Annotated in this window: 21 protein-coding genes and 1 pseudogene; 17 read left to right on the top strand and 5 right to left on the bottom strand. The window is 58.6% G+C overall.

Annotated features, from left to right (window positions below):
* Positions 1-14 precede the first annotated feature (14 nt).
* The 3 genes from B347_RS0111210 to rarD all read left to right on the top strand — a co-directional run bounded on the left by B347_RS0111210 (position 15) and on the right by rarD (position 3936).
* Positions 15-1916, top strand: a complete 1902-nt coding sequence (locus B347_RS0111210) for a PhoX family protein (RefSeq protein ID WP_019409814.1) — start codon at positions 15-17, stop codon at positions 1914-1916.
* Between the two features lie 117 nt (positions 1917-2033).
* On the top strand, positions 2034-3008 hold the full coding sequence (locus B347_RS0111205; protein WP_019409813.1) for a serine/threonine protein kinase: 975 nt from the start codon (positions 2034-2036) through the stop codon (positions 3006-3008).
* Between the two features lie 40 nt (positions 3009-3048).
* Positions 3049-3936 (top strand): EamA family transporter RarD, encoded by an 888-nt coding sequence (rarD, locus tag B347_RS0111200; RefSeq protein WP_019409812.1) that lies wholly within the window; start codon positions 3049-3051, stop codon positions 3934-3936.
* A gap of 17 nt (positions 3937-3953) precedes the next feature.
* Here rarD and B347_RS0111195 read toward each other — a convergent pair whose 3' ends face one another.
* The gene (locus tag B347_RS0111195; RefSeq protein ID WP_019409811.1) at positions 3954-4472 is read right to left on the bottom strand and encodes a glycine cleavage system protein R; all 519 of its coding nucleotides are present in this window, start codon (positions 4470-4472) and stop codon (positions 3954-3956) included.
* A gap of 340 nt (positions 4473-4812) precedes the next feature.
* Between B347_RS0111195 and B347_RS0111190 the strand changes: the two genes are divergently transcribed.
* A complete protein-coding gene (locus tag B347_RS0111190; protein WP_019409810.1) occupies positions 4813-6990 on the top strand; it encodes a malate synthase G in 2178 nt (725 codons plus the stop codon).
* 76 nt (positions 6991-7066) lie between these two features.
* On the opposite strand, the gene B347_RS0111185 is transcribed toward B347_RS0111190, so the two are convergent.
* Positions 7067-7507, bottom strand: coding sequence for a response regulator (locus tag B347_RS0111185; RefSeq protein ID WP_019409809.1), 441 nt, complete (start codon positions 7505-7507; stop codon positions 7067-7069).
* 270 nt (positions 7508-7777) lie between these two features.
* Here B347_RS0111185 and B347_RS0111180 point away from each other — a divergent pair, with 270 nt between their 5' ends.
* From B347_RS0111180 to B347_RS25895, 8 genes are all read left to right on the top strand, one after another.
* The gene (locus B347_RS0111180) at positions 7778-9712 is read left to right on the top strand and encodes a putative nucleotidyltransferase substrate binding domain-containing protein (RefSeq protein ID WP_019409808.1); all 1935 of its coding nucleotides are present in this window, start codon (positions 7778-7780) and stop codon (positions 9710-9712) included.
* Positions 9709-10419, top strand: coding sequence for a 3'-5' exonuclease (locus B347_RS0111175; protein ID WP_019409807.1), 711 nt, complete (start codon positions 9709-9711; stop codon positions 10417-10419). Before B347_RS0111180 ends, B347_RS0111175 begins: the two co-directional genes overlap by 4 nt.
* Before the next feature lie 161 nt (positions 10420-10580).
* Positions 10581-11099 (top strand): RNA polymerase sigma factor, encoded by a 519-nt coding sequence (locus B347_RS0111170; RefSeq protein ID WP_019409806.1) that lies wholly within the window; start codon positions 10581-10583, stop codon positions 11097-11099.
* On the top strand, positions 11096-12064 hold the full coding sequence (locus tag B347_RS0111165; protein ID WP_019409805.1) for a FecR family protein: 969 nt from the start codon (positions 11096-11098) through the stop codon (positions 12062-12064). The genes B347_RS0111170 and B347_RS0111165 overlap by 4 nt, the downstream gene beginning before the upstream one ends.
* A 97-nt stretch (positions 12065-12161) precedes the next feature.
* On the top strand, positions 12162-14597 hold the full coding sequence (locus B347_RS0111160) for a TonB-dependent siderophore receptor (protein ID WP_019409804.1): 2436 nt from the start codon (positions 12162-12164) through the stop codon (positions 14595-14597).
* Between the two features lie 92 nt (positions 14598-14689).
* The gene (locus B347_RS0111155) at positions 14690-15802 is read left to right on the top strand and encodes a PepSY-associated TM helix domain-containing protein (protein ID WP_019409803.1); all 1113 of its coding nucleotides are present in this window, start codon (positions 14690-14692) and stop codon (positions 15800-15802) included.
* Positions 15799-15975: a hypothetical protein gene (locus B347_RS26690; protein WP_019409802.1), complete on the top strand. Its 177-nt coding sequence runs from the start codon at positions 15799-15801 to the stop codon at positions 15973-15975. Before B347_RS0111155 ends, B347_RS26690 begins: the two co-directional genes overlap by 4 nt.
* Before the next feature lie 184 nt (positions 15976-16159).
* Positions 16160-17176 carry an RHS repeat-associated core domain-containing protein gene (locus B347_RS25895; protein WP_237719120.1) on the top strand — a complete coding sequence of 339 codons (1017 nt, stop codon included), beginning with the start codon at positions 16160-16162 and terminating at the stop codon, positions 17174-17176.
* A gap of 18 nt (positions 17177-17194) precedes the next feature.
* On the opposite strand, the gene B347_RS0111140 is transcribed toward B347_RS25895, so the two are convergent.
* Positions 17195-17695: an ATP-dependent zinc protease gene (locus B347_RS0111140; protein WP_019409800.1), complete on the bottom strand. Its 501-nt coding sequence runs from the start codon at positions 17693-17695 to the stop codon at positions 17195-17197.
* Positions 17696-17827: 132 nt separating this feature from the next.
* A complete protein-coding gene (locus B347_RS0111135; RefSeq protein WP_019409799.1) occupies positions 17828-18400 on the bottom strand; it encodes a DUF2780 domain-containing protein in 573 nt (190 codons plus the stop codon).
* Between the two features lie 270 nt (positions 18401-18670).
* Between B347_RS0111135 and B347_RS24895 the strand changes: the two genes are divergently transcribed.
* The 4 genes from B347_RS24895 (at position 18671) to B347_RS25570 (ending at position 21662) form a co-directional block, all read left to right on the top strand.
* Positions 18671-19303 (top strand): RNA polymerase sigma factor, encoded by a 633-nt coding sequence (locus tag B347_RS24895; RefSeq protein ID WP_026014118.1) that lies wholly within the window; start codon positions 18671-18673, stop codon positions 19301-19303.
* Positions 19300-19974 carry an anti-sigma factor gene (locus B347_RS0111125; RefSeq protein ID WP_019409797.1) on the top strand — a complete coding sequence of 225 codons (675 nt, stop codon included), beginning with the start codon at positions 19300-19302 and terminating at the stop codon, positions 19972-19974. The genes B347_RS24895 and B347_RS0111125 overlap by 4 nt, the downstream gene beginning before the upstream one ends.
* Before the next feature lie 335 nt (positions 19975-20309).
* Positions 20310-20570 (top strand): hypothetical protein, encoded by a 261-nt coding sequence (locus B347_RS0111120; protein ID WP_019409796.1) that lies wholly within the window; start codon positions 20310-20312, stop codon positions 20568-20570.
* Positions 20571-20660: 90 nt separating this feature from the next.
* Complete coding sequence (locus B347_RS25570) at positions 20661-21662, top strand: RHS repeat-associated core domain-containing protein (RefSeq protein WP_019409795.1); 1002 nt, start codon at positions 20661-20663, stop codon at positions 21660-21662.
* Between the two features lie 82 nt (positions 21663-21744).
* Here the strand turns inward: B347_RS25570 and fdhA are convergent, their stop codons facing one another.
* On the bottom strand, positions 21745-22941 hold the full coding sequence (gene fdhA / locus B347_RS0111110; protein WP_019409794.1) for a formaldehyde dehydrogenase, glutathione-independent: 1197 nt from the start codon (positions 22939-22941) through the stop codon (positions 21745-21747).
* A gap of 238 nt (positions 22942-23179) precedes the next feature.
* Here fdhA and B347_RS0111105 point away from each other — a divergent pair.
* Positions 23180-23571, top strand: a pseudogene (locus B347_RS0111105) (RHS repeat-associated core domain-containing protein); the annotation flags it as partial.

Raw genomic sequence — 23571 nt, 5'->3', positions numbered from 1 at the left:
AGAGCCTGCGCGATATGAACCTGTTAGAAGAACAACAACTCACCGACCTTGAACAGATGATCGGCCTCAGTCGACGGCGTTTTATCGGCGCAGGCGCTCTATGCGGGGCGGCTATGTTTTTGGGTGGCAACCTGCTCAGCCGCAGCGCATTGGCCGCCGGTGTCAGCACCGCCTCAAGCACCTTGCTCGGCTTTGAGAGCATCAACGCCGCCACCAGCGACACCCTCAGCCTACCGCCCGGCTATCGCGCCTCGGTCCTCATCAGTTGGGGCCAACCCTTGCACGTCAACGGCCCGGCTTTCGACCCGAGCGGCAATGGCAGCGCCGAAGCCCAGGAGGTGCAGTTCGGCGACAACAACGACGGCATGAGCCTGTTCGCGTTCCCCGGCGACCCAAACCGCGCCCTGCTGGCGATCAACAACGAATACACCAACTACCGTTACCTTTTCCCGCATGGCGGCCAGCCCACGTCTGCCGAAGACGTGCGCAAAGCCCAGGCCAGCGAAGGTGTGTCGGTGATTGAAGTACAACGCAAAGGCAATGGCTGGCAGTTTGTTCAGGACTCGCCCTTCAACCGGCGCATCCATGGCAACACCCCGATCCGCCTCAGCGGCCCCGCTGAAGGCCACGCCTTGTTGCGCACCCAAGCTGACATTAATGGCAACCGGGTGCTGGGCACGTTCCAAAACTGCGCCAATGGCAAAACGCCGTGGGGCACTTACCTGACCTGTGAAGAGAACTTCACTGATTGCTTTGGCAGCTCTGATCCCAAGCAAACCTTCGACCCCGCGCAAAAACGCTATGGCGCCGTCGCCACCAGCAAAGACATCAACTGGCACCTGCACGACCCGCGCTTCGATTTGGCGCTCAACCCCAACGAACTCAACCGTCACGGCTGGGTGGTCGAAATCGACCCCTTCGACCCGCAGTCAGTGCCGGTCAAACGCACCGCGCTGGGCCGCTTTAAGCACGAAAACGCCGCCTTGGCGCAAACCCGTGATGGCCGCGCAGTGGTGTACATGGGCGACGACGAACGCGGCGAGTTCATCTACAAGTTCATCAGCCGCGACACCATCGATCATCAAAACACCAAGGCCAATCGCGACCTTCTGGATCACGGCACGCTGTACGTGGCGCGTTTCGACGCGGGTGACAACCACCCCGATCGCCCCAAAGGCCAGGGTCAGTGGATCGAACTCAGCCACGGGCAAAACGGCATCGACGCCAGCAAGGGTTTTGCCAGCCAAGCCGACGTGTTGATTCACGCTCGCTTGGCCGCCAGCGTGGTCAACGCCACGCGCATGGACCGCCCGGAATGGATCGTCGTCAGCCCTAAAGACGGCCAGGTGTATTGCACCCTCACCAACAACGCCAAACGCGGCGAAGACGGGCAGCCTGTGGGAGGCCCCAACCCACGTGAGAAGAACGTGTACGGGCAGATCCTGCGCTGGAAAACCCACAACGACGACCACGGCGCGAACAGCTTCGACTGGGACCTGTTCGTGGTCGCCGGCAACCCGGTGGTCCACGCTAAGCAGCCCAAAGGCGGCTCGGCCAACATCACCCCGCAAAACATGTTCAACAGCCCGGACGGCTTGGGCTTTGACGACGCTGGGCGTCTGTGGATCCTGACCGACGGTGACTACAGCAACAGTGGTGACTTCGCGGGCATGGGCAACAACCAAATGCTCTGCGCCGACCCGGACAGCGGTGAAATCCGCCGTTTTATGGTCGGCCCGATTGGCTGCGAAGTGACGGGCATCAGCTTCTCACCCGACCAGAAAACCCTGTTTGTCGGTATTCAGCACCCTGGTGAAAACGGCGGCTCGACCTTCCCTGAGCACACCCCAAACGGCAAGCCTCGCTCATCCGTCATGGCCATCAGCCGCGACGACGGCGGTATTGTCGGCGCGTAACCCGGACCCTTGTATCCGCTGCATGCGGCAGCGGCTACAGGTTTTGTGCCAGCTTGTAACCGGTCTACGCTAAGATGCATGGCCGGACGCGGCAGCCTGCTGCGCGCAGGAGTCAGCATGTCTCATCCGTTTGCAACACTTACCCCTGATCTAGTGCTCGACGCCGTCGAAAGCATTGGTTTCCTCAGCGACGCCCGCGTGCTCGCGCTCAACAGTTACGAAAACCGCGTGTACCAAGTCGGCATCGAAGACTCGGAACCGCTGATCGCCAAGTTCTATCGCCCGCAGCGCTGGACCAACGAAGCCATTCTCGAAGAACACCGCTTCACCTTCGAACTGGCCGAGTGCGAAGTGCCGGTGGTCGCGCCGATGATTCACAACGGCCAAAGCCTGTTCGAACACCAAGGCTTTCGCTTTACCCTGTTTCCACGCCGTGGCGGCCGTGCGCCCGAACCGGGCAACCTCGACCAACTGTATCGCCTAGGCCAACTGCTGGGCCGTCTGCATGCGGTTGGCGCCACCAAGCCGTTTGAACACCGCGAAGCCCTAGGCGTGAAAAACTTCGGCCATGACTCGCTGACCACGTTGCTCGAAGGCAACTTCATTCCGCGCAGCCTGTTGCCAGCCTACGAGTCTGTGGCCCGGGATCTGCTCAAGCGGGTCGAAGATGTGTACGCCGCCACCCCGCACACCAACATCCGCATGCACGGCGACTGCCACCCCGGCAACATGATGTGCCGCGACGACGTGTTCCATATCGTCGACCTCGACGACTGCCGCATGGGCCCAGCCGTGCAAGACCTGTGGATGATGCTGGCCGGTGATCGCCAGGAATGCCTAGGCCAACTGTCTGAATTAATGGACGGCTACAGCGAGTTCCACGACTTCAACCCGCGTGAACTGGCCCTTATCGAACCGCTGCGTGCCTTGCGCCTTATGCACTACAGCGCCTGGTTGGCCCGCCGTTGGGACGACCCGGCCTTCCCGCACAGCTTTCCGTGGTTTGGCAGCGAACGCTATTGGGGAGATCAGGTACTGGCCTTGCGCGAACAACTCTCGGCGCTCAATGAAGAACCGCTTAAGTTGTTTTAGTAGTCGCTGTCTCTGTTATTGAACTAACCAAGGATCCTGCATGCAAGCCGCCAACCCGCGCCGGGGGTACATCTTAGGCCTCAGCGCCTATGTCATCTGGGGACTCTTCCCGCTCTACTTCAAACTGCTGGCCAGCGTGCCAGCCGCCGAAATCATCGTCAGCCGGGTGCTCTGGTCGGCGCTGTTTGGCTCTCTTTTGTTGCTCGTCTGGAAGCACCCCGGCTGGTGGCAGGAACTGCGTGACAACCCTAAACGCCTCGCTGTACTCGCTGGCAGCGGTCTGCTGATCGCGGTTAACTGGCTGACGTATGTGTGGGCGGTCAACAACGACCGTATGCTCGAGGCCAGCCTAGGTTATTACATCAACCCATTGGTAAACGTACTGCTCGGCATGTTGCTGCTAGGCGAACGTTTGCGTCGCTTGCAATGGATTGCCGTAGGCCTGGCCGTGGTGGGTGTTGCCCAGCAAGTGTGGCAAGTCGGCAGCCTGCCGTGGGTATCGCTGGTGCTCGCGTTGACCTTCGGCTTTTACGGGCTGATCCGCAAACAAGCACCGGTCAAGGCGCTGCCGGGGCTGGTGGTCGAAACCTGGATCTTGGTGCCGATCGCCATCGGCTGGCTGCTGATGCACCCAGAAGCCAACAGCGCCCACGCCCAATTCTGGACAACATCCGAAGCGTGGCTGTTGGTCGCCGCAGGCCCGGCAACGTTGATTCCTCTCGTGTGCTTCAACGCCGCTACCCGGCATTTGCCTTACACCACCATCGGCTTTATGCAGTACCTGGCGCCGACGCTGGTGTTAATCCTGGCGGTGTATGTGTTTGGCGAGCACTTGTCCGAAAGCACCCTGCTCGCCTTCATGTTCATCTGGGCTGGTCTGGTGGTGTTCAGCCTCGACGCGTGGCTGAGCCTGCGCCGAAACGCCTGATCAAAAAACGCACAGACCTATTCGTCTGTGCGTAATTTGAGCTCAACCAGCAGTTCATCGGCCAACGTCTCCAAACGTTCTTGCAACACCTGCAGTGACAACGTCAGCGGCACCGCCAGAATCGCTTCGGCATGAAACAGCGGCTCGTTGCTCATGGGCGCGGGCCGCACCTCGGTCACCAGCCTTTCCAAGTTGACGCCCTGCTCCGTCAGCACGCGAGTGATGTCGCGCACAATGCCTGGGCGGTCATTGCCCACCAGGTCCATGGAAATGGGCTTCCAGGTGCAAGACTGCTCAATGCCGCTTTCGGCAATTAATACCCGAATCCCTTCTGGCGCCAACCTGTGCAGCGCCTCGACCAGCCCATCATGGGCCTCGGCAGGCACCCCAACGCGCAAAATGCCGGCAAATTGCCCAGCCATGCGCGACATCCGGCTTTCCAGCCAATTACCGCCATGCTCGGCGATGCACTGGGCAATGCGCTCTACCTGCCCGGCCTTGTCCGGGGCAAACACCGTAATCACGAGATGGTTCATGGCAGGCTCTCTTTTCTTATTGGATTAGGGGAGGTCGGTTGAGTATAGGCAGTGCCTTAAAAAACAAATTGTGTACCGTTTATAGAATTATCTGGAACAACCTGTGCATTTCTTGAGAACATCTGATTCTTCTACGTGACCGACAGCTTAAGAAAAGTCGCAGAACGACGTAGTTAGTCTAATTTTCACATCGGCAAATGATCATGTAGTATGCCTCGGCGACCACTACATATTTAGCAACAAGGTCGGTCAAGGCGTCTGCTTTACCCCCGTACAAACCCGCTCAGGCGGTGTTTTGAGAAGCGCTCCAGGCTTTAAATAAAAATGAGTGAGGCAAGCAATGACTGAACACGTTCACGTCGGTGGCCTGCAGGTCGCCAAAGTCCTGTTCGACTTCGTCAACAACGAAGCCATACCCGGTACCGGCCTCAACGCCGACCAGTTCTGGGCCGGTGCCGACAAGGTCATCAATGACCTGGCACCCAAGAACAAAGCACTGCTCGCCAAACGCGATGATTTGCAGGCGCGGATCGACGCCTGGCACCAGGCTCAGGCCGGCAAGGCCCATGACGCCGTGGCTTACAAAGCCTTCCTACAAGACATTGGGTATCTGCTGCCAGAAGCGGCTGATTTCCAGGCAACGACGCAAAACGTCGATGACGAAATCGCTCGCATGGCTGGCCCACAGTTGGTGGTGCCGGTGATGAATGCGCGCTTTGCCCTCAACGCGTCGAACGCCCGCTGGGGCTCGCTGTACGACGCGTTGTACGGCACCGATGCCATCAGCGAAGCCGATGGCGCCGAAAAGGGCAAAGGCTACAACAAAGTCCGTGGCGACAAAGTCATCGCCTTCGCCCGCGCCTTCCTCGACGAAGCCGCACCGCTGGCCAGCGGCTCGCACGTTGACTCCACCGCCTACGCGATCGTTGACGGCGCCTTGCAGGTCACGCTCAAGGGCGGCGCCAACACCGGCCTGCGCGACGCCGCGCAACTGATCGGCTATCACGGCTCTGCCTCAGCGCCGACCGCTGTGTTGCTCAAGCACAATGGCCTGCACTTCGAGATCCAGATCGACGCTACAAGCCCTGTCGGCCAAACCGATGCGGCGGGCGTCAAAGACGTACTGATGGAAGCCGCGCTGACCACCATCATGGACTGCGAAGACTCCGTCGCCGCTGTCGATGCAGACGACAAAGTGGTCATCTACCGCAACTGGCTCGGCCTGATGAAGGGCGACCTGAGCGAGCAAGTCTCCAAAGGTGGCACCACCTTCACCCGCACCATGAACCCGGACCGCGAGTACACCGCGCCCAACGGCGGCACGGTCAGTCTGCATGGCCGTTCGCTGTTGTTCGTGCGCAACGTGGGTCACCTGATGACCATCGACGCGATCCTCGACAAAGACGGCAACGAAGTGCCAGAAGGCATTCTCGACGGTCTGTTGACCAGCCTGGCAGCGATCCACAGCCTTAATGGCCAGGCCTCACGCAAAAACAGCCGCACCGGCTCGGTCTATATCGTTAAGCCGAAGATGCACGGCCCAGAAGAAGCGGCGTTCACTAACGAACTGTTCGGGCGCATCGAAGACGTGCTCAATCTGCCGCGCAATACGCTTAAAGTCGGGATCATGGACGAAGAGCGCCGCACCACCATCAACCTCAAGGCGTGCATCAAAGCCGCCAGCGAGCGCGTGGTGTTCATCAACACCGGCTTCTTGGACCGCACGGGCGACGAGATCCACACCTCGATGGAAGCCGGGCCGATGGTGCGCAAGGCCGACATGAAAGCCGAGAAGTGGATTTCGGCGTATGAGAACAACAACGTCGATGTCGGCTTGAGCACGGGCCTGCAAGGTCGAGCGCAAATCGGTAAAGGCATGTGGGCCATGCCTGACCTAATGGCGGCGATGCTGGAACAGAAAATCGCTCACCCGATGGCCGGGGCTAACACCGCCTGGGTGCCATCGCCGACCGCCGCTGCCTTGCACGCGCTGCATTACCACAAGGTGGACGTGTTCGCGCGTCAGGCCGAACTGGCCAAGCGCGCCCCGGCATTGGTCGACGACATCCTGACCATCCCGCTGGCCGTGAACCCGCAGTGGACGCCTGAGCAGATCCAGAACGAACTGGACAACAACTCGCAAGGCATCCTGGGTTACGTGGTGCGCTGGATTGATCAGGGCGTGGGTTGCTCGAAGGTGCCAGACATTAACGACATAGGCCTGATGGAAGACCGTGCGACGCTGCGTATTTCAAGCCAGCACATCGCCAACTGGCTTCGTCACGGCATCGTCAGCGAGGCCCAGGTGCTTGAAAGCCTCAAGCGCATGGCCCCGGTGGTTGATCGCCAGAACGCCAACGACGCGCTGTACAGCCCACTGGCACCGAACTTCGACAGCAACATCGCCTTCCAGGCGGCAGTCGAACTGGTGATCGAAGGCACTCAACAGCCAAACGGCTACACCGAGCCGGTGCTGCACCGTCGTCGTCGTGAGTTCAAGGCTAAAAACGGTTTGTAAAACCTCGTAACCCCTGTAGGAGCGAGCTTGCCTCGCGATCTTTTGATCTTCTAAAAGATCGCGAGACAGTTGGCTCCTACACGTTGAGTGTCCGCTTGATCAGGTCCAGCAGCTTTGGCGGATCAATGGGCTTGAGCAAAAAGTCCAGCACGTTCAAGTGCATCGCTTCAATTGCGTCCCGCACCCCCGCATCCCCCGACATGATGATGATTGGAAGCTCAGCGCGATCTGATTCGCGCACCTTGCGAATCAGGTGCAAGCCATCGTGGGGCTCCATGCGCAGGTCAGTCAGCATCAGGCCAATCGGCCGCTCAGAATCCAGCAACTCCAGTGCCTGCTTTTCATTGCTCGCCTTCAGACACTCGATCTCATGCAGCGTCAGAAACTCCGCCAGCAAATCACGCGTCGTCGGATCGTCGTCTACGATCAATACCCATTGCTCGGCCTGCGCGGGTGCTTGCATCACCTCGTTCAGGGCCTCACGTTCGGCGGCGCTCAAAATATCGTGATCAGTCATACGGTTCTCGAAAACTGCCACGGGCTAAATAACCCAGCGGTCCAATCAGTTATCTTCTGATGTGCTCAATGTGCACTCAGATAAGACGGTTTCCAAGTAAGCGCCACATGAAACACGCAAAAAACCTGCACGTCGTCGCAATTACATCTACTCAAACCACCGTCCATAGACTTACGTCCAATGGGCACCTGCGTGCAGACAACCGAGCATGAGGGTCAGCAGGGGCCTCGTCCCGTCATAACAACAACGGCCAACAATGCGGTAACGGTAATGAGTAAATCGGATGCGTTTCTCCAGGCAGGAAAAACTGCGGTGTTGCAGAACATTCACGGCACCATGCAGTTCTTGCAGCGATTTCCGCCCTTTAACCAAATGGAAAACGCTCACCTAGCGTTCCTGGTGGAGCAGTGCCAACTGCGCTTCTATGGCCCTGGTGAGAGCATCATTCGGCCTGCCGACGGGCCGGTCGAACACTTCTATATCGTTAAGCAAGGCCGCGTGGTGGGCGAGCGCACGCACCTAGGACGAGACGTTGCCGAAACCACATTTGAAATCACTGCGGGCGAATGCTTCCCACTGGCCGCCTTGCTCGGTGAACGCGCCACCCGCACCGAGCATCGGGCCGCAGAAGACACCTTCTGCCTGCAACTGAACAAAGCTGCGTTTATCAAACTGTTCGCCCTATCCGAGGAGTTCCGCGACTTCGCCCTGCGCGGGGTCAGCAGCCTGCTCGACAAGGTCAATCAGCAAGTGCAGCAAAAAGCCGTTGAAACCCTGGGCACGCAATACTCGCTCAACACCCGCCTTGGCGAACTGGCCATGCGCCACCCAGTTACGTGCAGTCCGCACACCGCCCTGCGCGAGGCCGTGCGCCTGATGCACGAGCAACAAGTGGGCAGCATCGTGATCGTGAACGAAGACAAAGCGCCACTGGGGATTTTCACCCTGCGCGACCTGCGTCACGTGGTAGCCGATGGCATACACGATTTTGACCAAGCCATCGACGCGCACATGACCTCGGAGCCGTTTTACCTGTCCCCCGATCACAGCGCCTTTGATGCCGCCATTGCCATGACTGAGCGGCACATCGCCCACGTGTGCTTGGTCAAAGAACAGCGCCTGTGCGGCGTGGTGTCCGAGCGTGACCTGTTTTCCCTGCAACGGGTCGACCTGGTTCACCTAGCCCGCACCATTCGCCACGCGCCGCGCCTGGATACCCTGATCAACCTGCGCGGCGAGATCGGCCAACTGGTGGAGCGCATGCTGGCCCACGGCGCCTCGTCGACGCAGATCACGCACATCATCACCTTGCTCAACGACCACACCGTGTGCCGCGTCATCGAATTGGTGCTGGCCGAACGAGGCGACCCTGGCGTGCCTTTCACTTGGCTGTGCTTTGGCAGCGAAGGGCGCCGCGAGCAAACCCTGCACACCGATCAAGACAACGGCATTTTGTTTGAAGCCAAAGACGCCACGCAGGCCGCCGAGATTCGTCAGCGCCTGCTGCCCATTGCGCAGCACATCAACACCCACCTAGCGGCCTGCGGCTTCACCCTGTGCAAAGGCAACATCATGGCGGGCAACCCCGACCTGTGCCTTTCACACGCCGAATGGGCCAGACGCTTTGCAGCGTTTATCCGCGAGGCCACTCCCGAAAACCTGCTGGGTTCGAGCATCTACTTCGACCTACGGGTGGTGTGGGGCGATGAGCAGGGTTGTCAGCAACTGCGCCGCGGGATCCTTCAGCAAGTGGCCGACAACCGCTTGTTCCAGCGCATGATGGCCGACAACGCCTTGCGCCATCGCCCGCCCGTGGGGCGCTTTCGCGAGTTTGTGCTGGAGCGCAAGGGCGGTGACAAAGCCACCCTCGACCTCAAGGTGCAAGGCCTCACCCCGTTCGTTGACGGCGCCCGCCTGCTGGCGCTGGCCCATGGCGTTGAAGCCATCAACACCCTGGAGCGCCTGCGCCAGCTCATCCCCCTCGGCGTGATCGAGCCGCTGGACGGCGCGGCCTACGAAGAGGCGTATCACTTTATTCAGCAAACCCGCATGCAACAGCACCAATTGCAGACCCGGCAAAACCGCCCGTATTCCAACCGTGTCGACCCCGACAACTTGAACCAGTTGGACCGACGCATCCTGCGTGAAGCCCTGCGCCAGGCCCAACGCCTGCAAAGCAGTCTGGCCCTGCGGTATCAGCTATGAGCCTGTTTTCCTGGCTACTGCCACGCAAAAAACCAAGCTTGAACCCCGCTCAACAACAACGTTTAGCGCAATTAACCGCGCCTGCGGGATTGAACGAACACACCCTGCGTGCCCAACGCTGGGTGGTGGTCGACCTGGAAACCAGCGGTCTTGACCTTAATCGTGACCAAGTGTTGTCGATTGGCGCGATGGTTATCGAAGACGGCGCGATTGATCTGGGCCAAGCGTTCGAACGCACCTTATTGCGCACCGACAACCCGCTCAGCCCCAGCGTATTGCTGCATGGCCTAGGGCCGAGTGCGATCGCCGCCGGCTGTGACCCGGTGGATGCCCTGCTCGACTTTATGGCGTTTGTCGGCGACAGCCCGTTGCTGGCGTTCCATGCCCCGTTTGACCAGCACATGCTGGGCCGCGCACTCAAAGACAGCCTGGGTTATCGCTTGCAGCATCCGTTCATGGACGTGGCGGCGTTAGCGCCGATGTTGTGCCCACAGGTCAATGTGCGAGAAGCAGGACTGGATTACTGGATCAAGCACTTCAACCTGCAGGTCGAAGACCGTCACAACGCCAGCGCCGACGCGTTGGCCACCGCTGAGCTGGCGCTGATCCTCTTTAGCCGCCTGCGCGCACAAGGCATCGACAGCCCCCACGCCCTGCAACAGCGGCTTAACCAGTGGCAACGGCGCAAACAGGTGCACAGCTTTTAAGAGCGCCCTCACCCTAACCCTCTCCATACAGGGAGAGGGTTGGGGTGAGGGCTGTCCAACCGACCAAAACCCATCCGATGAGCGTCAATTGCGCCGCTCGTCCCCCTCTGACACAATCGCGAATAATTATCGTTAGTTAAAACTTGCCTTCGGTGCTGCTCGTGTCGTCAGTCCAAACCCCTAACAGTGAACTGGTTGGATCGCTCTACCGCGACCATCGCGGTTGGCTGCTGGCGTGGTTGCGGCGCAACGTGGCCTGCCCGCAACGCGCCGAAGACTTGAGCCAAGACACCTTCGTGCGCCTGCTGGGCCGCCCTGAACTGACCGCCCCGCGTGAACCCCGGGCCTTTCTCGCGGCCATCGCCAAAGGCCTGCTCTTTGACTACTTTCGCCGCGCCGCGCTGGAGCAGGCGTACCTCAACGAACTGATGCTGATTCCCGAAGCCGAGCAACCTTCGCCCGAAGAGCAGCACCTGATTCTCGAAGACCTCAAAGCCATCGACCGCCTGCTGGGCAAGCTGTCGAGCAAATCGCGCGCGGCCTTTCTGTATAGCCGCCTCGATGGCCTAACCCACGCCGAAATCGCCGAGCGCCTGGGCGTGTCGGTGCCCCGCGTGCGTCAGTACCTGGCGCAAGGCATTCGCCAGTGCTACATCGCGCTGTATGGCGAGCCAACATGAACGCGATCAGTTCCAAACCGGTGTCCGCCCGCGTACTCGACGCCGCCATCGCCTGGCAACTGTGCTTGGACTGCGGCCATGGCAGCCTGGTCGAACAAGCCGAGTTCACAAAGTGGTACGAGGCTAACGAAGAGCACGCCCGCGCCTGGCGACAATTGGGCATGCTTGACCACCGCTTCAGCAATGCCAGCCTCCCGGCTCGCAATGCCCTGCTGAACGCCCGCAACGGCTTGCATCAACGGGTACGCAAGCTGGGCAGCGGGTTAGCGAGCATCGTGCTGGTCTGCGGGCTGACCTTGTTCGCGGGCAAAAGTTATTTGCCGATTGATTATTGGATGGCCGACCAACGCACCGCCACCGGCGAGCAGCGCGAACTGCAACTGGCCGATGGCACCGTGATCAACCTCAACACCCACAGCGCCGTGGACGTGAAGTTTGACGCCGACACTCGGCGGATCATCCTGCAAGAAGGCGAGATCATGGTGCAGACCGGCCATGGCGACCCTCGGCCGTTTATCGTGCAAACCCGCGATGGCAGCCTGCGCGCCTTGGGCACACGCTTCCTGGTCAAGCGCGAAGACGACGGCACCCGCCTCAGCGTGCTGCAATCACGCGTGGCTGCGCGCCCCGAAGACAGCAACGACGAAACCCTCTACAGCGAAGGCCAGCAAGTGCTCATGCACCGCGACCGGCTGGGGCAATCGGTTGCCGTCAACGCGGGGGCCGATGCTTGGACCCGCGGCATGCTGGTGCTCGACAACGTGCGACTGGCCGACATGGTGCACGAACTTAATCGCTACCAGCGTGGCCACCTGGGCGTCGACCCACAAGTGGCCGACCTGCGCATCACGGGCAGCTTCCCGCTCAATAACGTGCAGTTGGCACTTAATGCTCTGCAACCGACCCTGCCGGTGAAAATTGAGCAACTCACCCCGTGGTGGATCACCGTCAGCGCCAAGCCGTAAACGGCAAATCTAAATTATTTTCAATTAGCCCTATCACTTTTGAATGTTCGTTCGGCACATAAGCATTGAGAAACATTTCCATTCAGGAATCCGCCGAATGTCCCGCACCCTACACACGTTTTTGCGCCCTAGCCTGTTAGCCGTCGCCATCGCCCTCAGTGCCCCGCTGGCCAGCACCTCGCTGATGGCTGCCGAGCACAGTTCGAGCGCGCGCAGCTACAATCTGCCCGCCGGACCGTTGGCGGCCACACTGAACCACATCGCCAGCCAGGCCGGAGTGACGCTGGCGATTGATCCGGCGCTGGTCGCAGGCAAAACCTCCAACGCGGTCAAAGGCTCGTTCGAACCCGGCGCGGCGTTGCACGAAGCCTTGCGCGGCACAGGTTTGCAACTGGTGCCCGGCAGCGGCGCTAGTTACACCCTGATCGCCATCCCGCAGGGCGTCGTGGCCCTTGAAGCCACCACCATTTCCGGCCAGGACACTTACGAAAGTGCCTGGGGCCCGGTCAATGGCTACCTCGCCCAACGCTCTGCCGCGGGCACTAAAACTGACACCGCGCTGGCCGAAGCCCCGCGATCGATCTCGGTCGCCACCCGCAGCCAGATGCAAGACCGCGCCGTGCAAAACCTCGACGATGCCGTGCGTTACATGCCGGGCGTCACCGCCAGCAGCTATGGCAGCGACAGCCGTGCTGAATGGCTAAAAGTGCGCGGCTTTGAACCGACCCAGTTCCTCGACGGCCTGCCGCTGCCTAAGGGCGCCTACGCCATGCCCAAGCTGGAAACCTGGGACCTAGAACGTGTCGCCTTACTGCGCGGCCCGGCCTCATCGGTGTACGGACAAACCCCGGCAGGCGGCTTGTTGGACATGGTCAGCCGCCGTCCAGAAGACACCGCCAGCCACGAAGTGCAACTGCAAATCGGCAGCTACCAACGCAAACAAATCAGCTTCGACAGCACCGGCCCGATAGATGACGAAGGCACGTTTCTGTATCGCATTAGTGGCGTGGTGCGTGACAGCAACACCACCATCGACCACACCGATGACAAGCGCTACAACATCGCCCCAAGCCTGACGTGGAACATCGACCCGGACACCACGCTGACCTTCCTCAGCCAGTTCAACCGCGATGACACCGGCACCACCAGCCAGTTTTTGCCAATTCAGGGCACCTTGGTGTCAACCCCGGCAGGCAAAGTGAAACCCCACAAGAACCTGGGTGACCCGAGCTGGGAGTTCTACGACAAAACCTACTACGCACTCGGCTATGCCTTTGAACATCGGCTGAACGACGTCTGGCAGTTCCGCCAAAACCTGCGATACACCAAAAGTGAGTTGTCCTTTCAAAGCATTACCGCAGGCGGCTACTTCGGTTCGGTGGCCGATGACGGCACCGTGGAGCGCGGTGCCAACATCGTGGACGAAGACATCAGCCAGTTTGCCGTCGACAACAACCTGCAAGCTGACTTCAACACCGGCGCCGTCAAGCACACGGTGTTGATTGGCCTCGATCACCAGCGCGTCGACACACATTACAAATGGCAATACGGTGTTGCCCCTGTGAGCAACATCATCACCCCGATCTACGGGCAAGACTTCAGCCACATCAACTACACCGCCTACAACGACTACAACCAGAAAACCCGCGACACCGGCCTGTACCTGCAAGACCAGATGGCGCTGGATAACTGGCGCTTGACCCTAGGCGGGCGCCAAGACTGGCTGCACACCGACACCACCTTCTACAACCAAAACGATGCCCGCGATAAGCGCGACGACAGCGCCTTCACTGGCAATGCTGCGTTAAGTTACGTCTTCGACTCGGGCTTCACGCCTTACGTGTCGTACGCCGAATCGTTCCAAGCCGAACCGGGTGGTTTTGGCGGCAAGGCGTTCAAGCCGGGCACCGGCAAGCAGTACGAAGTGGGCCTTAAATACCAGCCACCGGGCAGCAGCATGCTGTTCACCGCGGCGGTGTATGACCTGACCCGCAAAAACATCGTACTGAGTGACACGCTGGGTGTGAGCCGCCCACTGGGCGAAGCCAACGTGCGGGGCTTGGAACTGGAAGCCGTGGGCAACGTCAATGACAACCTCAAGCTGACAGCCGCCTACACCTACGCCAACACCAAAATGACCAAAGTCTCGGACCCACAGGACAAAAACCGTCCGCTGCCGTTGACCCCTGAACACCAAGCCTCGATCTGGGCTGACTACACCTGGCACACAGGCGTATTGGAAGGCTTCGGCATTGGTTTCGGCGCCCGCTACATTGGCGAAACCGACAACATCGCCATTGGCAGCATGCGTTACGTGGCAGACGCAGCTTACGGCCATACCGACGCCTACACCGTCTATGACGCGGCCGTGCATTACGACTTGGGCAAAGTGAGCCAAACCCTCAAAGGCACCACCGTTTCGATTAATGCCAACAACGTGTTCGACAAGCAGTACCTGTCGACCTGCGACGGTTTCTACTGCTACTACGGCGACCGCCGCAACATCATGGCCAGCGTCGACTACAAGTGGTAACCCGCTAAGCCCCCCTTGCTCGCGATCTTTTTAAGATCAAAAGATCGCGAGCAAGCTCGCTCCTACGGGGTGTTTTTACATTCAGGACCGTCATGAAAAGCAAAACCATTCGCCGCTGGTCCTTTATCCACACGTGGACCAGCCTGATTTGCAGCGCCTTTTTGCTGATGTTGGCGCTCACCGGCTTGCCGTTGATTTTTAGCCATGAAATCGACCATTTGATCGGCAATGCGCCGCAGGTCAAAGCACTGCCCGAAGGCACGCCGCCGCTCGATTTGCAGCAATTGGTGCACGCCGCCCAAGCACACCGGCCGGGCGAGGTCATGCAGTATTTCGGCTGGGAAGAAGACGAGCCCCACGCAGTTCTCGCCATCATGGCCGCCACCGCAGGCACCGAACCCAACTCATCCCACACCTTTATGCTCGACGCCCGCACCGGCGAGGCCCTAGAAGTGCCCTCGGCCAACGGCGGCATCATGATGGTCATGCTGCGCCTGCACGTGGACATGTTCGCCGGGCTGCCCGGCAAACTGCTGCTGGCCTTTATGGGCACCCTGTTTGTGCTAGCGATCGTCTCCGGCACCGTGCTGTACCTGCCCTTCATGCGCCGTCATGATTTCGCCACCGTACGCACCGATAAATCCACACGCCTGCGCTGGCTCGACCTGCACAACTTGCTCGGCGTGGTCACGCTCACCTGGGCGTTGGTGGTCGGCGTCACCGGGGTTATCAGCGCTTGCGCCGACCTGATCATCGACGCCTGGCGCAACGACACTCTCAGCGCCATGGTCGAACCCTACCGCGCTGCGCCACCACTGACCCAACTCGCCCCCGCCAGCCGCCTACTGGACATCGCCGCCACGGCGGCGCCCGGCATGCGCCCAGACTTTATCGCCTTCCCCGGCACGCGTTTTTCCAGCGAACACCACTACGCCGTGTTCATGAATGGCAGCACTCACCTCACCTCGCACCTGCTAACACCGGTCTTGATCGACGCCAGCACCCTGCTCGTCACCGCTGTGGGCTCACGCCCTTGGTACATGGACGCCATGGGCATGTCGCAGCCGCTGCACTTTGGTGACTACGGCGGCATGCCCATGAAAATACTCTGGGCGGCACTCGACCTGCTGACCATCATCGTGCTCGGCAGCGGCCTGTACTTGTGGTGGGTGCGGCGCAAGGCCGCGAAGGAGAGCGTGCGATGAAACCGCGTCAATCGAGTTTCTGGAAGGTCTTCTCTGTGCCGCTGGCGATTGCGCTCGTCACGGGTGCGGGCTTGTTCGGCGCGCTACTGGGCGACGGCGCCTGGGACGCACTGAGCTGGATCGGCCTAGGCATCCCGGCGTTGATCAGCGTGCGCGGGCTGCTTAAACGCTGACAGCCTGCGGCGCACCTGAACCCCGTAGAAGCGAGCTCGCCTCGCGGTCTTTTGATCTTTAAATACAACAGCCAACAATCACCGATCAACGGTAGTAAAAACTAGCAGTTCTAACAGTACCGCCCAGGGCTATATCCCGTTATCTCTAACCCTTCATAGATGAAGCAATTGAAGGGTTAATGCCATGACTTCGAAAAAGCAACGACTGCTGAACCACTACACCTATGACCCACTGAACCGCCATGTGAACAGTGGGCGTTCAGGGGATCAGCAGACACAATTGTTTTACAACAACGACCGTGTGGCGACTGAGATTAAAGGCGATACGGTCTATCGCGTCTTTGAAACTGAAGGCGTCGTGCTAGCCCAACACACGGACACCGCAGGCACTGTCGGCACCATGCTGATTGCCCACGACGACAAATGTTCAACACTTGCCACGCTCAATGGCGAACAACACAACGCCATCGCCTATACCGCAGCCGGCTACAGCCCAAGCGATGAACAGCGCGTGATAGGTTTTAATGGTGAACGTGATGATAAAACCACCGGGCATTACTTGCTGGGCAACGGCTACAGGGCGTTCAATCCAGTATTGATGCGTTTTAATAGCCCCGACAGTTGGAGCCCATTTGGTGAGGGTGGGATTAATGCGTATGCGTATTGCGGGGGAGAGCCGGTGAATCGTTTAGATCCAACAGGGCATGTATTCGGGAGCTTAAAAAAGTTGTTTCGTCGTAATCCTGAAGCACTGGATCTGGGGAGTATCTCTTCATTGCAAAGGTCTGGAACGAGCAACACTTACGTTCAACCCTCAGTACTAAGTACTGGCGATGACATTGCGCAACTACCTGCGGCTAGCGCTAGAGCCGGTTCAAGCTCAAGAGTGGCGAGCCCCCCAGCCAACGAGCTAGATCAATTTCATGCCGTTCTGGTAAACCCAAATAATAGCGATAGAATTTCATTTGTAACTAGGGCTCAAGCCAGCAGACACTTAGGAGGTCCCGTTATAGAAATCGAGGGCCTATGGAAACTGAACCCTTCACCACGCATCCTCCACTCACCACTGCCGCCGGGGGAAAGCTTACGGCTGGGCAATTTCGCACTACAGGCCTCTAACCAGCCAGGTGCCACTATGCTTGCCCCACCTGTCCCCGAGCGGCCTGCCTCAACACTCGGAAGGATCCGCACGCGTGATTAACGTTTAGTTCACGCTCACTCAACACCCCGTTTTGTCCGCCGTATACCGACGCGCCGGGTTCACCGCCGCACCAAACTCACGCAGCGCCTTGGCGCCGATCAACAATGGGTAGTTAAAGCTGCTGCGGTCGGTGAGGTTGACCTCTACGGTGCGTTTAACACCCCCCAGGCACATCTCTAAATCCACCACCGGGCGTTTGGCCACGTCGGCGCCATCTTTGTCGTCGTCTTCATCGGCGCGGTTTTTGATTTTGCTGATGCGCGACACTTTGTGTTCATACACTTTGCTGCTCGCGTCTGGGGTAGCGAGCTGGAAACGTACCCACTCTTCACCGTCACGGGTGAAGGTCTGAATATTTTTGGCCGACAGCGATGCGGTCAAAGCACCGGTGTCCATTTTGGCTTTGAGCGTCTCGCCGATTTCCGGCAACTTGATGTACTCATAACGCCCGTACAAAGTCGGTTCGGCGGCCATCACCGGCAGCGCCAACAGGGACAGCAGGGCTAGAACAGACTTCATAGAGGTCATTTCCTTAAAAGAATCCAGTGGTCACACCCCTGTTGGAGCGAGCATGTCCAGAGCTGGATCAACCCGCTCTGGACCAAGAAAGACCAGCGCTACAGCACATGACGCGCTAAGCGCGGTTAATTCTTAAATACCCCAGAGGCTGCCTAGGGTGGTCAACATTGGGCTGGCAACGCCTTGTTGGCCCAGGTACTGGGTAATGAGCGGAGCAAACTGCTGAACCATGCTGCTCTTCATGCCCAGGGCTTCGAACGCGGAATTCAGTTGCGAGGCGTTGGTCACATTGCTCACCGCCACTTTGGCGTCTGGGCTAACCGGGTTGATCTGACCCACAAGGGCCTGAATCTGTGGGTTCTTTGCGCTCAATTGGTTCAGTTGAGTCAATGCACCAGCGCCCGTCACCTTGTTAATACCCGGCACTTGCTGGGTCAGGGCGGTGTAATCAGTAGAGGTCAGTTGGTTTTTAGCCAGGCTCAGCATTGCGCCTGCACCCCCTGCGGCTTGTTCCGGCGTAACACCCAGTGCCTTGGCTTTAGTCAGCAAATCGACTGCCTGCAGGGTCTTGTCAGAGCTGGCGCTGTTGCCGCCTTGTACTTGACTCAGTATTTGCGTGGCCGCGCCCAAGTCAAAACCTGCAAAAACCGGGCTCGCTGCCACGCTCATCAGTGCTGCCAGTGCTACCACGTTCAACGTTTTCATCGCATCAACCTCTTAAACCAAAAAGCTGTCCGCAACGGAGCAGCAAAACTGTCAATAAGACCCAAATCCTCGGCGGATGTTCCCAACAGCCAGCGGTGGATCAAACGGTGCGCAAGCTTAATGGAAAAAAGTTGATCTGCGCTGCATCCGCTTTATAACCCCCCGCGTATATCAAACACGAACAGACCTGACGGATCGCTCGCGTAACCCGCAAAAAACTAACGGGCCGGTCAGAAAAAAAGCCATCAAAATGAGTGGATTAACCTCGTAATGATTGGAATAACCCTAAATTTTGGACTAAGCTCATTAAGCGGATGGCACTGTGCCACCACTTTGATAAATGGGAGAACGGGTATTTTAATCTCCGACGCTGAGTACCTCAAAAAACTGTTGGTCCAGTGCTCCTTGGGTAACCGCCGAGCTTTTGAAACGTTGTACCGTAGCGTCGCTCCCCGTCTGTACAGCGTGGCCTTGCACTGCATGGGTCGCCGGGATCTGGCCGAAGAAGTCGTACAAGAAAGTTTCGTGCGTATCTGGCACAACGCCGCGCGCTACGAACCTCGCTTGTCCGCACCGTTGACCTGGATGGTCACCATCACCCGCCATCAAGCCATCGACCAACTGCGCAAGCAGCGCGAGTTGCCGTTAAGCGATTTACAGCAAGAAGCCCTGGCCGATGAAGGCCTTGGCGCTGACGAACAACTGGACACTGCCCGTAAGGCCAAAGCGCTCAACCAGTGCCTTGAACAACTGGAGGGCAAGCAGCGCCAAACCATTACCTCGGCCTATTTTCATGGCCACAGCGCCAGCGAATTGGCCGAGCAATTGGCCGCACCGCTGGGTTCGGTAAAGTCCTGGATTCGCCGGGGCATGGAACGTCTGCGCAGGTGCCTTGAATCATGAACTACCAAACCCCTAGCCTGCGCCGGGCACTGGCGGCCGATTACGCCATCGGTTTAATGCCATCTGGCGCACGCAAACGCTTTGAACAACTGCTACTCGATGACGCGGGCCTGCGCGAAGAACTCGCCGCTTGGCAGACCACCCTCGTGCGGCTGACCGATACGCTTGGCCAAGACCCTGTGCCTGATCATGTGTGGCGGGGCATCGTGGCGCGCATTGAGCCGCAAAAACTCCACGTCCCGGTCAAGCCGCCCTTCTGGAACTGGCTGCGCGTCACGGCAGCCGCGTGCACCGTGGTAATCGCCGTGGCCGTGGGCGTGCTGACGACCCGAGACAGCATCACCTACACAGCCACCTTGCTCAGCGGCACCGCGCAACCCACCCTGCGCATTGAAGCGCACGCCGACTACCTGAACGTGAAACCGCTGCAACTGGCGGCCGTGGACAGTGGCCGCAGCCTGCAATTGTGGGCGATCCCGGCAGGCGGCAACCCCGTGTCGCTGGGTCTGCTGCCTGCGACAGGCGACTGCAAGATCCAGCTCAACGCGAGCCAGCAGCAATTGCTGGCAAGCAATGTGGTGCTGGCTGTAAGCCTGGAGCCTGAGGGCGGCTCACCGAGCGGGCAGCCGACTGGGCCGGTGTTGTATCAAGGGCCGTTGGCGGCGTTGTAATTGAGGTGCCTCGCGGTCTTTTAAAGATCAAAAGATCGCGAGGCAAGCTCGCTCCTACAGGGTTTTCGGTTTGCGTGGGCTGGCGTAAGCGGCTTATAGTCCGCCGGTCGTTCATATGACGACCGGGTTTGGCGACCTGTAAACCACCATGCGAAAACTCCTGTTTATTGCAGGTATTTTTGCACCCGCAAGGCTGTGTTATGGCAGCTGTGCGCGGGAGACCTTTGGGTCTGCCGGGTGGTGTGTTTCCGGTTCGCCAACCTGCGTGCAGCTGCCACCTATTCGTTTGGCGACGAATGCGTGGTAGCTCTATCCAACACACCAGAGCGCACACCATGAACCAATACATCCCGCTTACTGCCATTGATTGCCTGATTCCCAGCTTGCTGATTGACCGCCAAAGCCCGCCCGACGTGCTGCATGCCAATGCGGCGGCGCGTATTTTGGCCGTGACCCAACTGTTCGAAAGCCTCAACCGCCTGGACCTGAGCGCCGCCGACGGCGTAGACCTCAAACACATCACCCAGCCTTGCGCCATTTTGCTGCGCGACGGCTGTGACCTGCTCGACGTACTGGGCCAGCGCTTGCAGGTTTAAACGGCCATTACCTAGCAGTTCTGCTAGCTATACAGCCCATGAGTGCAGGCGGATGCTAAACCTCCGCCGCCCTCTTTATGGGAACTCAGCATGAGCAAAACATTCGCCAGCACCTATCAATACGACCCGCTGGACCGCCTTTCCAACGCCAACACTGTTCAGCGTTTTTACAACACCACCCGCATCGCTACCGAAATTGAAGGTGCACGTAAAAGCCGATTTTTTGAGGCCGACTCACAACCGCTGGCAGTTCAGCAACACGGCACTGAACCCGGTACTGCCTTGTTAGCGACCGATCAACAAACGTCCGTGCTCAATGGCATTAGTCCACTGGGAAATCAGAACGCGCAGGCTTACTCGCCCTTTGGTTTTCACCCCATCGACGCGTTACTCAACGCTGTGGGTTTTAACGGCGAACGGCCAGAACCCATCACCGGGCATTATTTATTGGGCCAGGGGTATCGAGCGTTTAATCCAGTATTGATGCGCTTTAATAGCCCGGACAGTTGGAGTCCGTTTGGGGAAGGGGGGATTAATGCGTATGCGTATTGTGATAATAATCCGTTGAATAAAATTGATCCGACCGGGCACTTTAACCTGCGCAAATCGTTTATGAATGCATTTATGGGGCGGGTGCCACGCCGTTCACGGCCTCAACCGCCCGTCGTCCCAGAGGCTAACAACAGGCCGCGCTGGAATATGGCTAAAACACTGGCAATTATGGATTTCAATTCCAAGGCGCTCGTCAAATCAACCGATGACTTTGTGTTTTCAAAGCCCTCATCTTCTATGAGCCAAACGCCTCCGCCCTATTCTCGCGGGCCCAAGCCAGCATTTGTACCGCCGAGAGGCTCAATGCGTTTTTGGGATTATCCACCGTTATATTCACAAGTTACTCCAACCTACAAAGTCGCCCTAGAAGCTGAACCTCCGAGAATTTTGTACCCTAAATGGACCCCCTTACCGATTGCCCCCCCTGCCTATGGGAGTGACACCATAAGAGTCAATGATTTCTTCACCAATCCACCTCCACAAATGACAAACCGCCCTCAAGACATGCAACGAACACTGGCTGGAATTCGAAATCAATAAAGATATATCCCCCGAAACCGCGTGCTCGCCAAGCCAATAAAGGCAAACTAAAAAGTCTGCCTTTATTAATAGCCCCTTCTCTTTAGGCACTAAACAACTTATGCGGATCAATCACAAACTTCTTCGGCACACCGGCATCAAACTCGCCATACCCGCGTGGTGCGTCATCCAGACTAATCACCTCAACGCCCACGATGTCGGCAATTTTAATGCGGTCCCACATGATCGCCTGCATCAGTTGGCGGTTGTATTTCATCACAGGCGTTTGCCCGGTGTGGAAGGTATGGGACTTGGCCCAGCCCAAGCCAAAGCGAATGCTCAGGCTGCCCTTTTTGGCCGCCGCATCAACAGCACCCGGGTCTTCGGTGACGTACAGGCCCGGAATACCGATTTTGCCCGCTACCCGAACCACACCCATCAATGAGTTGAGCACGGTGGCCGGCGCTTCGTGTTTGACACCGTCATGCCCGTGACCACGCGCTTCGAAGCCCACTGCATCCACTGCGCAGTCCACTTCGGGCTCGCCCAGCAAGTCTGCAATTTGTTCGTGCAGCGGGGTGTCTTTGGACAAATCGGCAATTTCAAAGCCCTGCGCCTTGGCATGGGCCAAACGAATTGGGTTCACGTCACCGACAATCACCACTGCCGCGCCCAACAAGCGTGCCGAAGCGGCAGCGGCCAAGCCTACCGGGCCTGCACCGGCGATGTACACGGTGCTACCTGGGCCTACGCCTGCGGTCACAGCGCCGTGATAGCCAGTTGGCAGAATGTCGGAAAGACAGGTCAGGTCGCGAATTTTCTCCATCGCCGCGTCGCGGTTTGGCAGTCTGAGCAGGTTGAAATCGGCATACGGGACCAATACATATTCAGCCTGACCGCCGATCCAATCGCCCATGTCCACATAGCCATACGCACCGCCGGGACGGGCCGGGTTGACAGTCAGACACACGCCGGTGTTTTGCTCTTTGCAACTGCGGCAACGCCCGCATGCCACGTTGAAAGGCACCGATACCAGGTCGCCGACTTTTAAATGCTCCACATCGCGCCCGGCTTCGATCACCTCGCCGGTGATCTCATGGCCCAGCACCAGCCCGGTTTGCGCGGTGGTACGGCCACGTACCATGTGCTGGTCAGAGCCGCAAATATTGGTCGACACCACACGCAGAATCACGCCGTGGTGGATCGGCTTGCCCTGCGGGTTTTGCATCTTGGGGAAAGGAATGCTTTGCACTTCAACCTGGCCATTGCCCAGGTACACCACACCGCGATTGTCAGCCATCGTGTTCACCCTTCTTATTGTTAGAGAGAAGCAGCGGCAAGTGACAAGCCGATCTGCTTTTACATGCAGCCTGCAGCTTAGAACGTGCCACAACCGTCATCGCCCCCTGTACGACCTCGGCATAGGCAAATGCGCCGCGCACCAGGTCGCTACCTAGTTGTTCTGCTAGCTAGGAAAAGCGTGCTATCACTTCGATACTGGGCATCTGAGTTGGCAAAAGCTTGATAGGCCCATATCAATGAACCACTACCGTTACGACCCGCTAGACCGTCTGACTGACGTCGGTTCACTACGGCGCTTTTACTGCGCCAAGCGTATCGCCAACGAAATCGAAGGTGTTAACACGCGGTATTTTTTTGAATACAACGCTCAACCCCTGGCCCAGCACCAAGGCCCTTCATCCAGCAGTGTTTTACTCGCCACCGATCTGCAAAAATGCGTGCTGCATAGCGTGAGCCCTCAGGGCCGCCAGGCTCAAGCCTATTCACCCTATGGCTACCACCCTGTTCAACACAGCTTACTCAGTACACTGGGATTTAATGGTGAGCGGCCAGACACCGTGACCGGGCATTATTTACTGGGCCAGGGGTATCGGGCATTTAATCCGGTATTGATGCGCTTCAACAGCCC

The sequence above is a fragment of the Pseudomonas psychrophila HA-4 genome, assembly GCF_000282975.1.
Lineage (GTDB): Bacteria > Pseudomonadota > Gammaproteobacteria > Pseudomonadales > Pseudomonadaceae > Aquipseudomonas > Aquipseudomonas psychrophila_A.
Note: the sequence above shows the minus strand (reverse complement) of the source record. Positions and strands in the feature narration are given on the sequence as shown.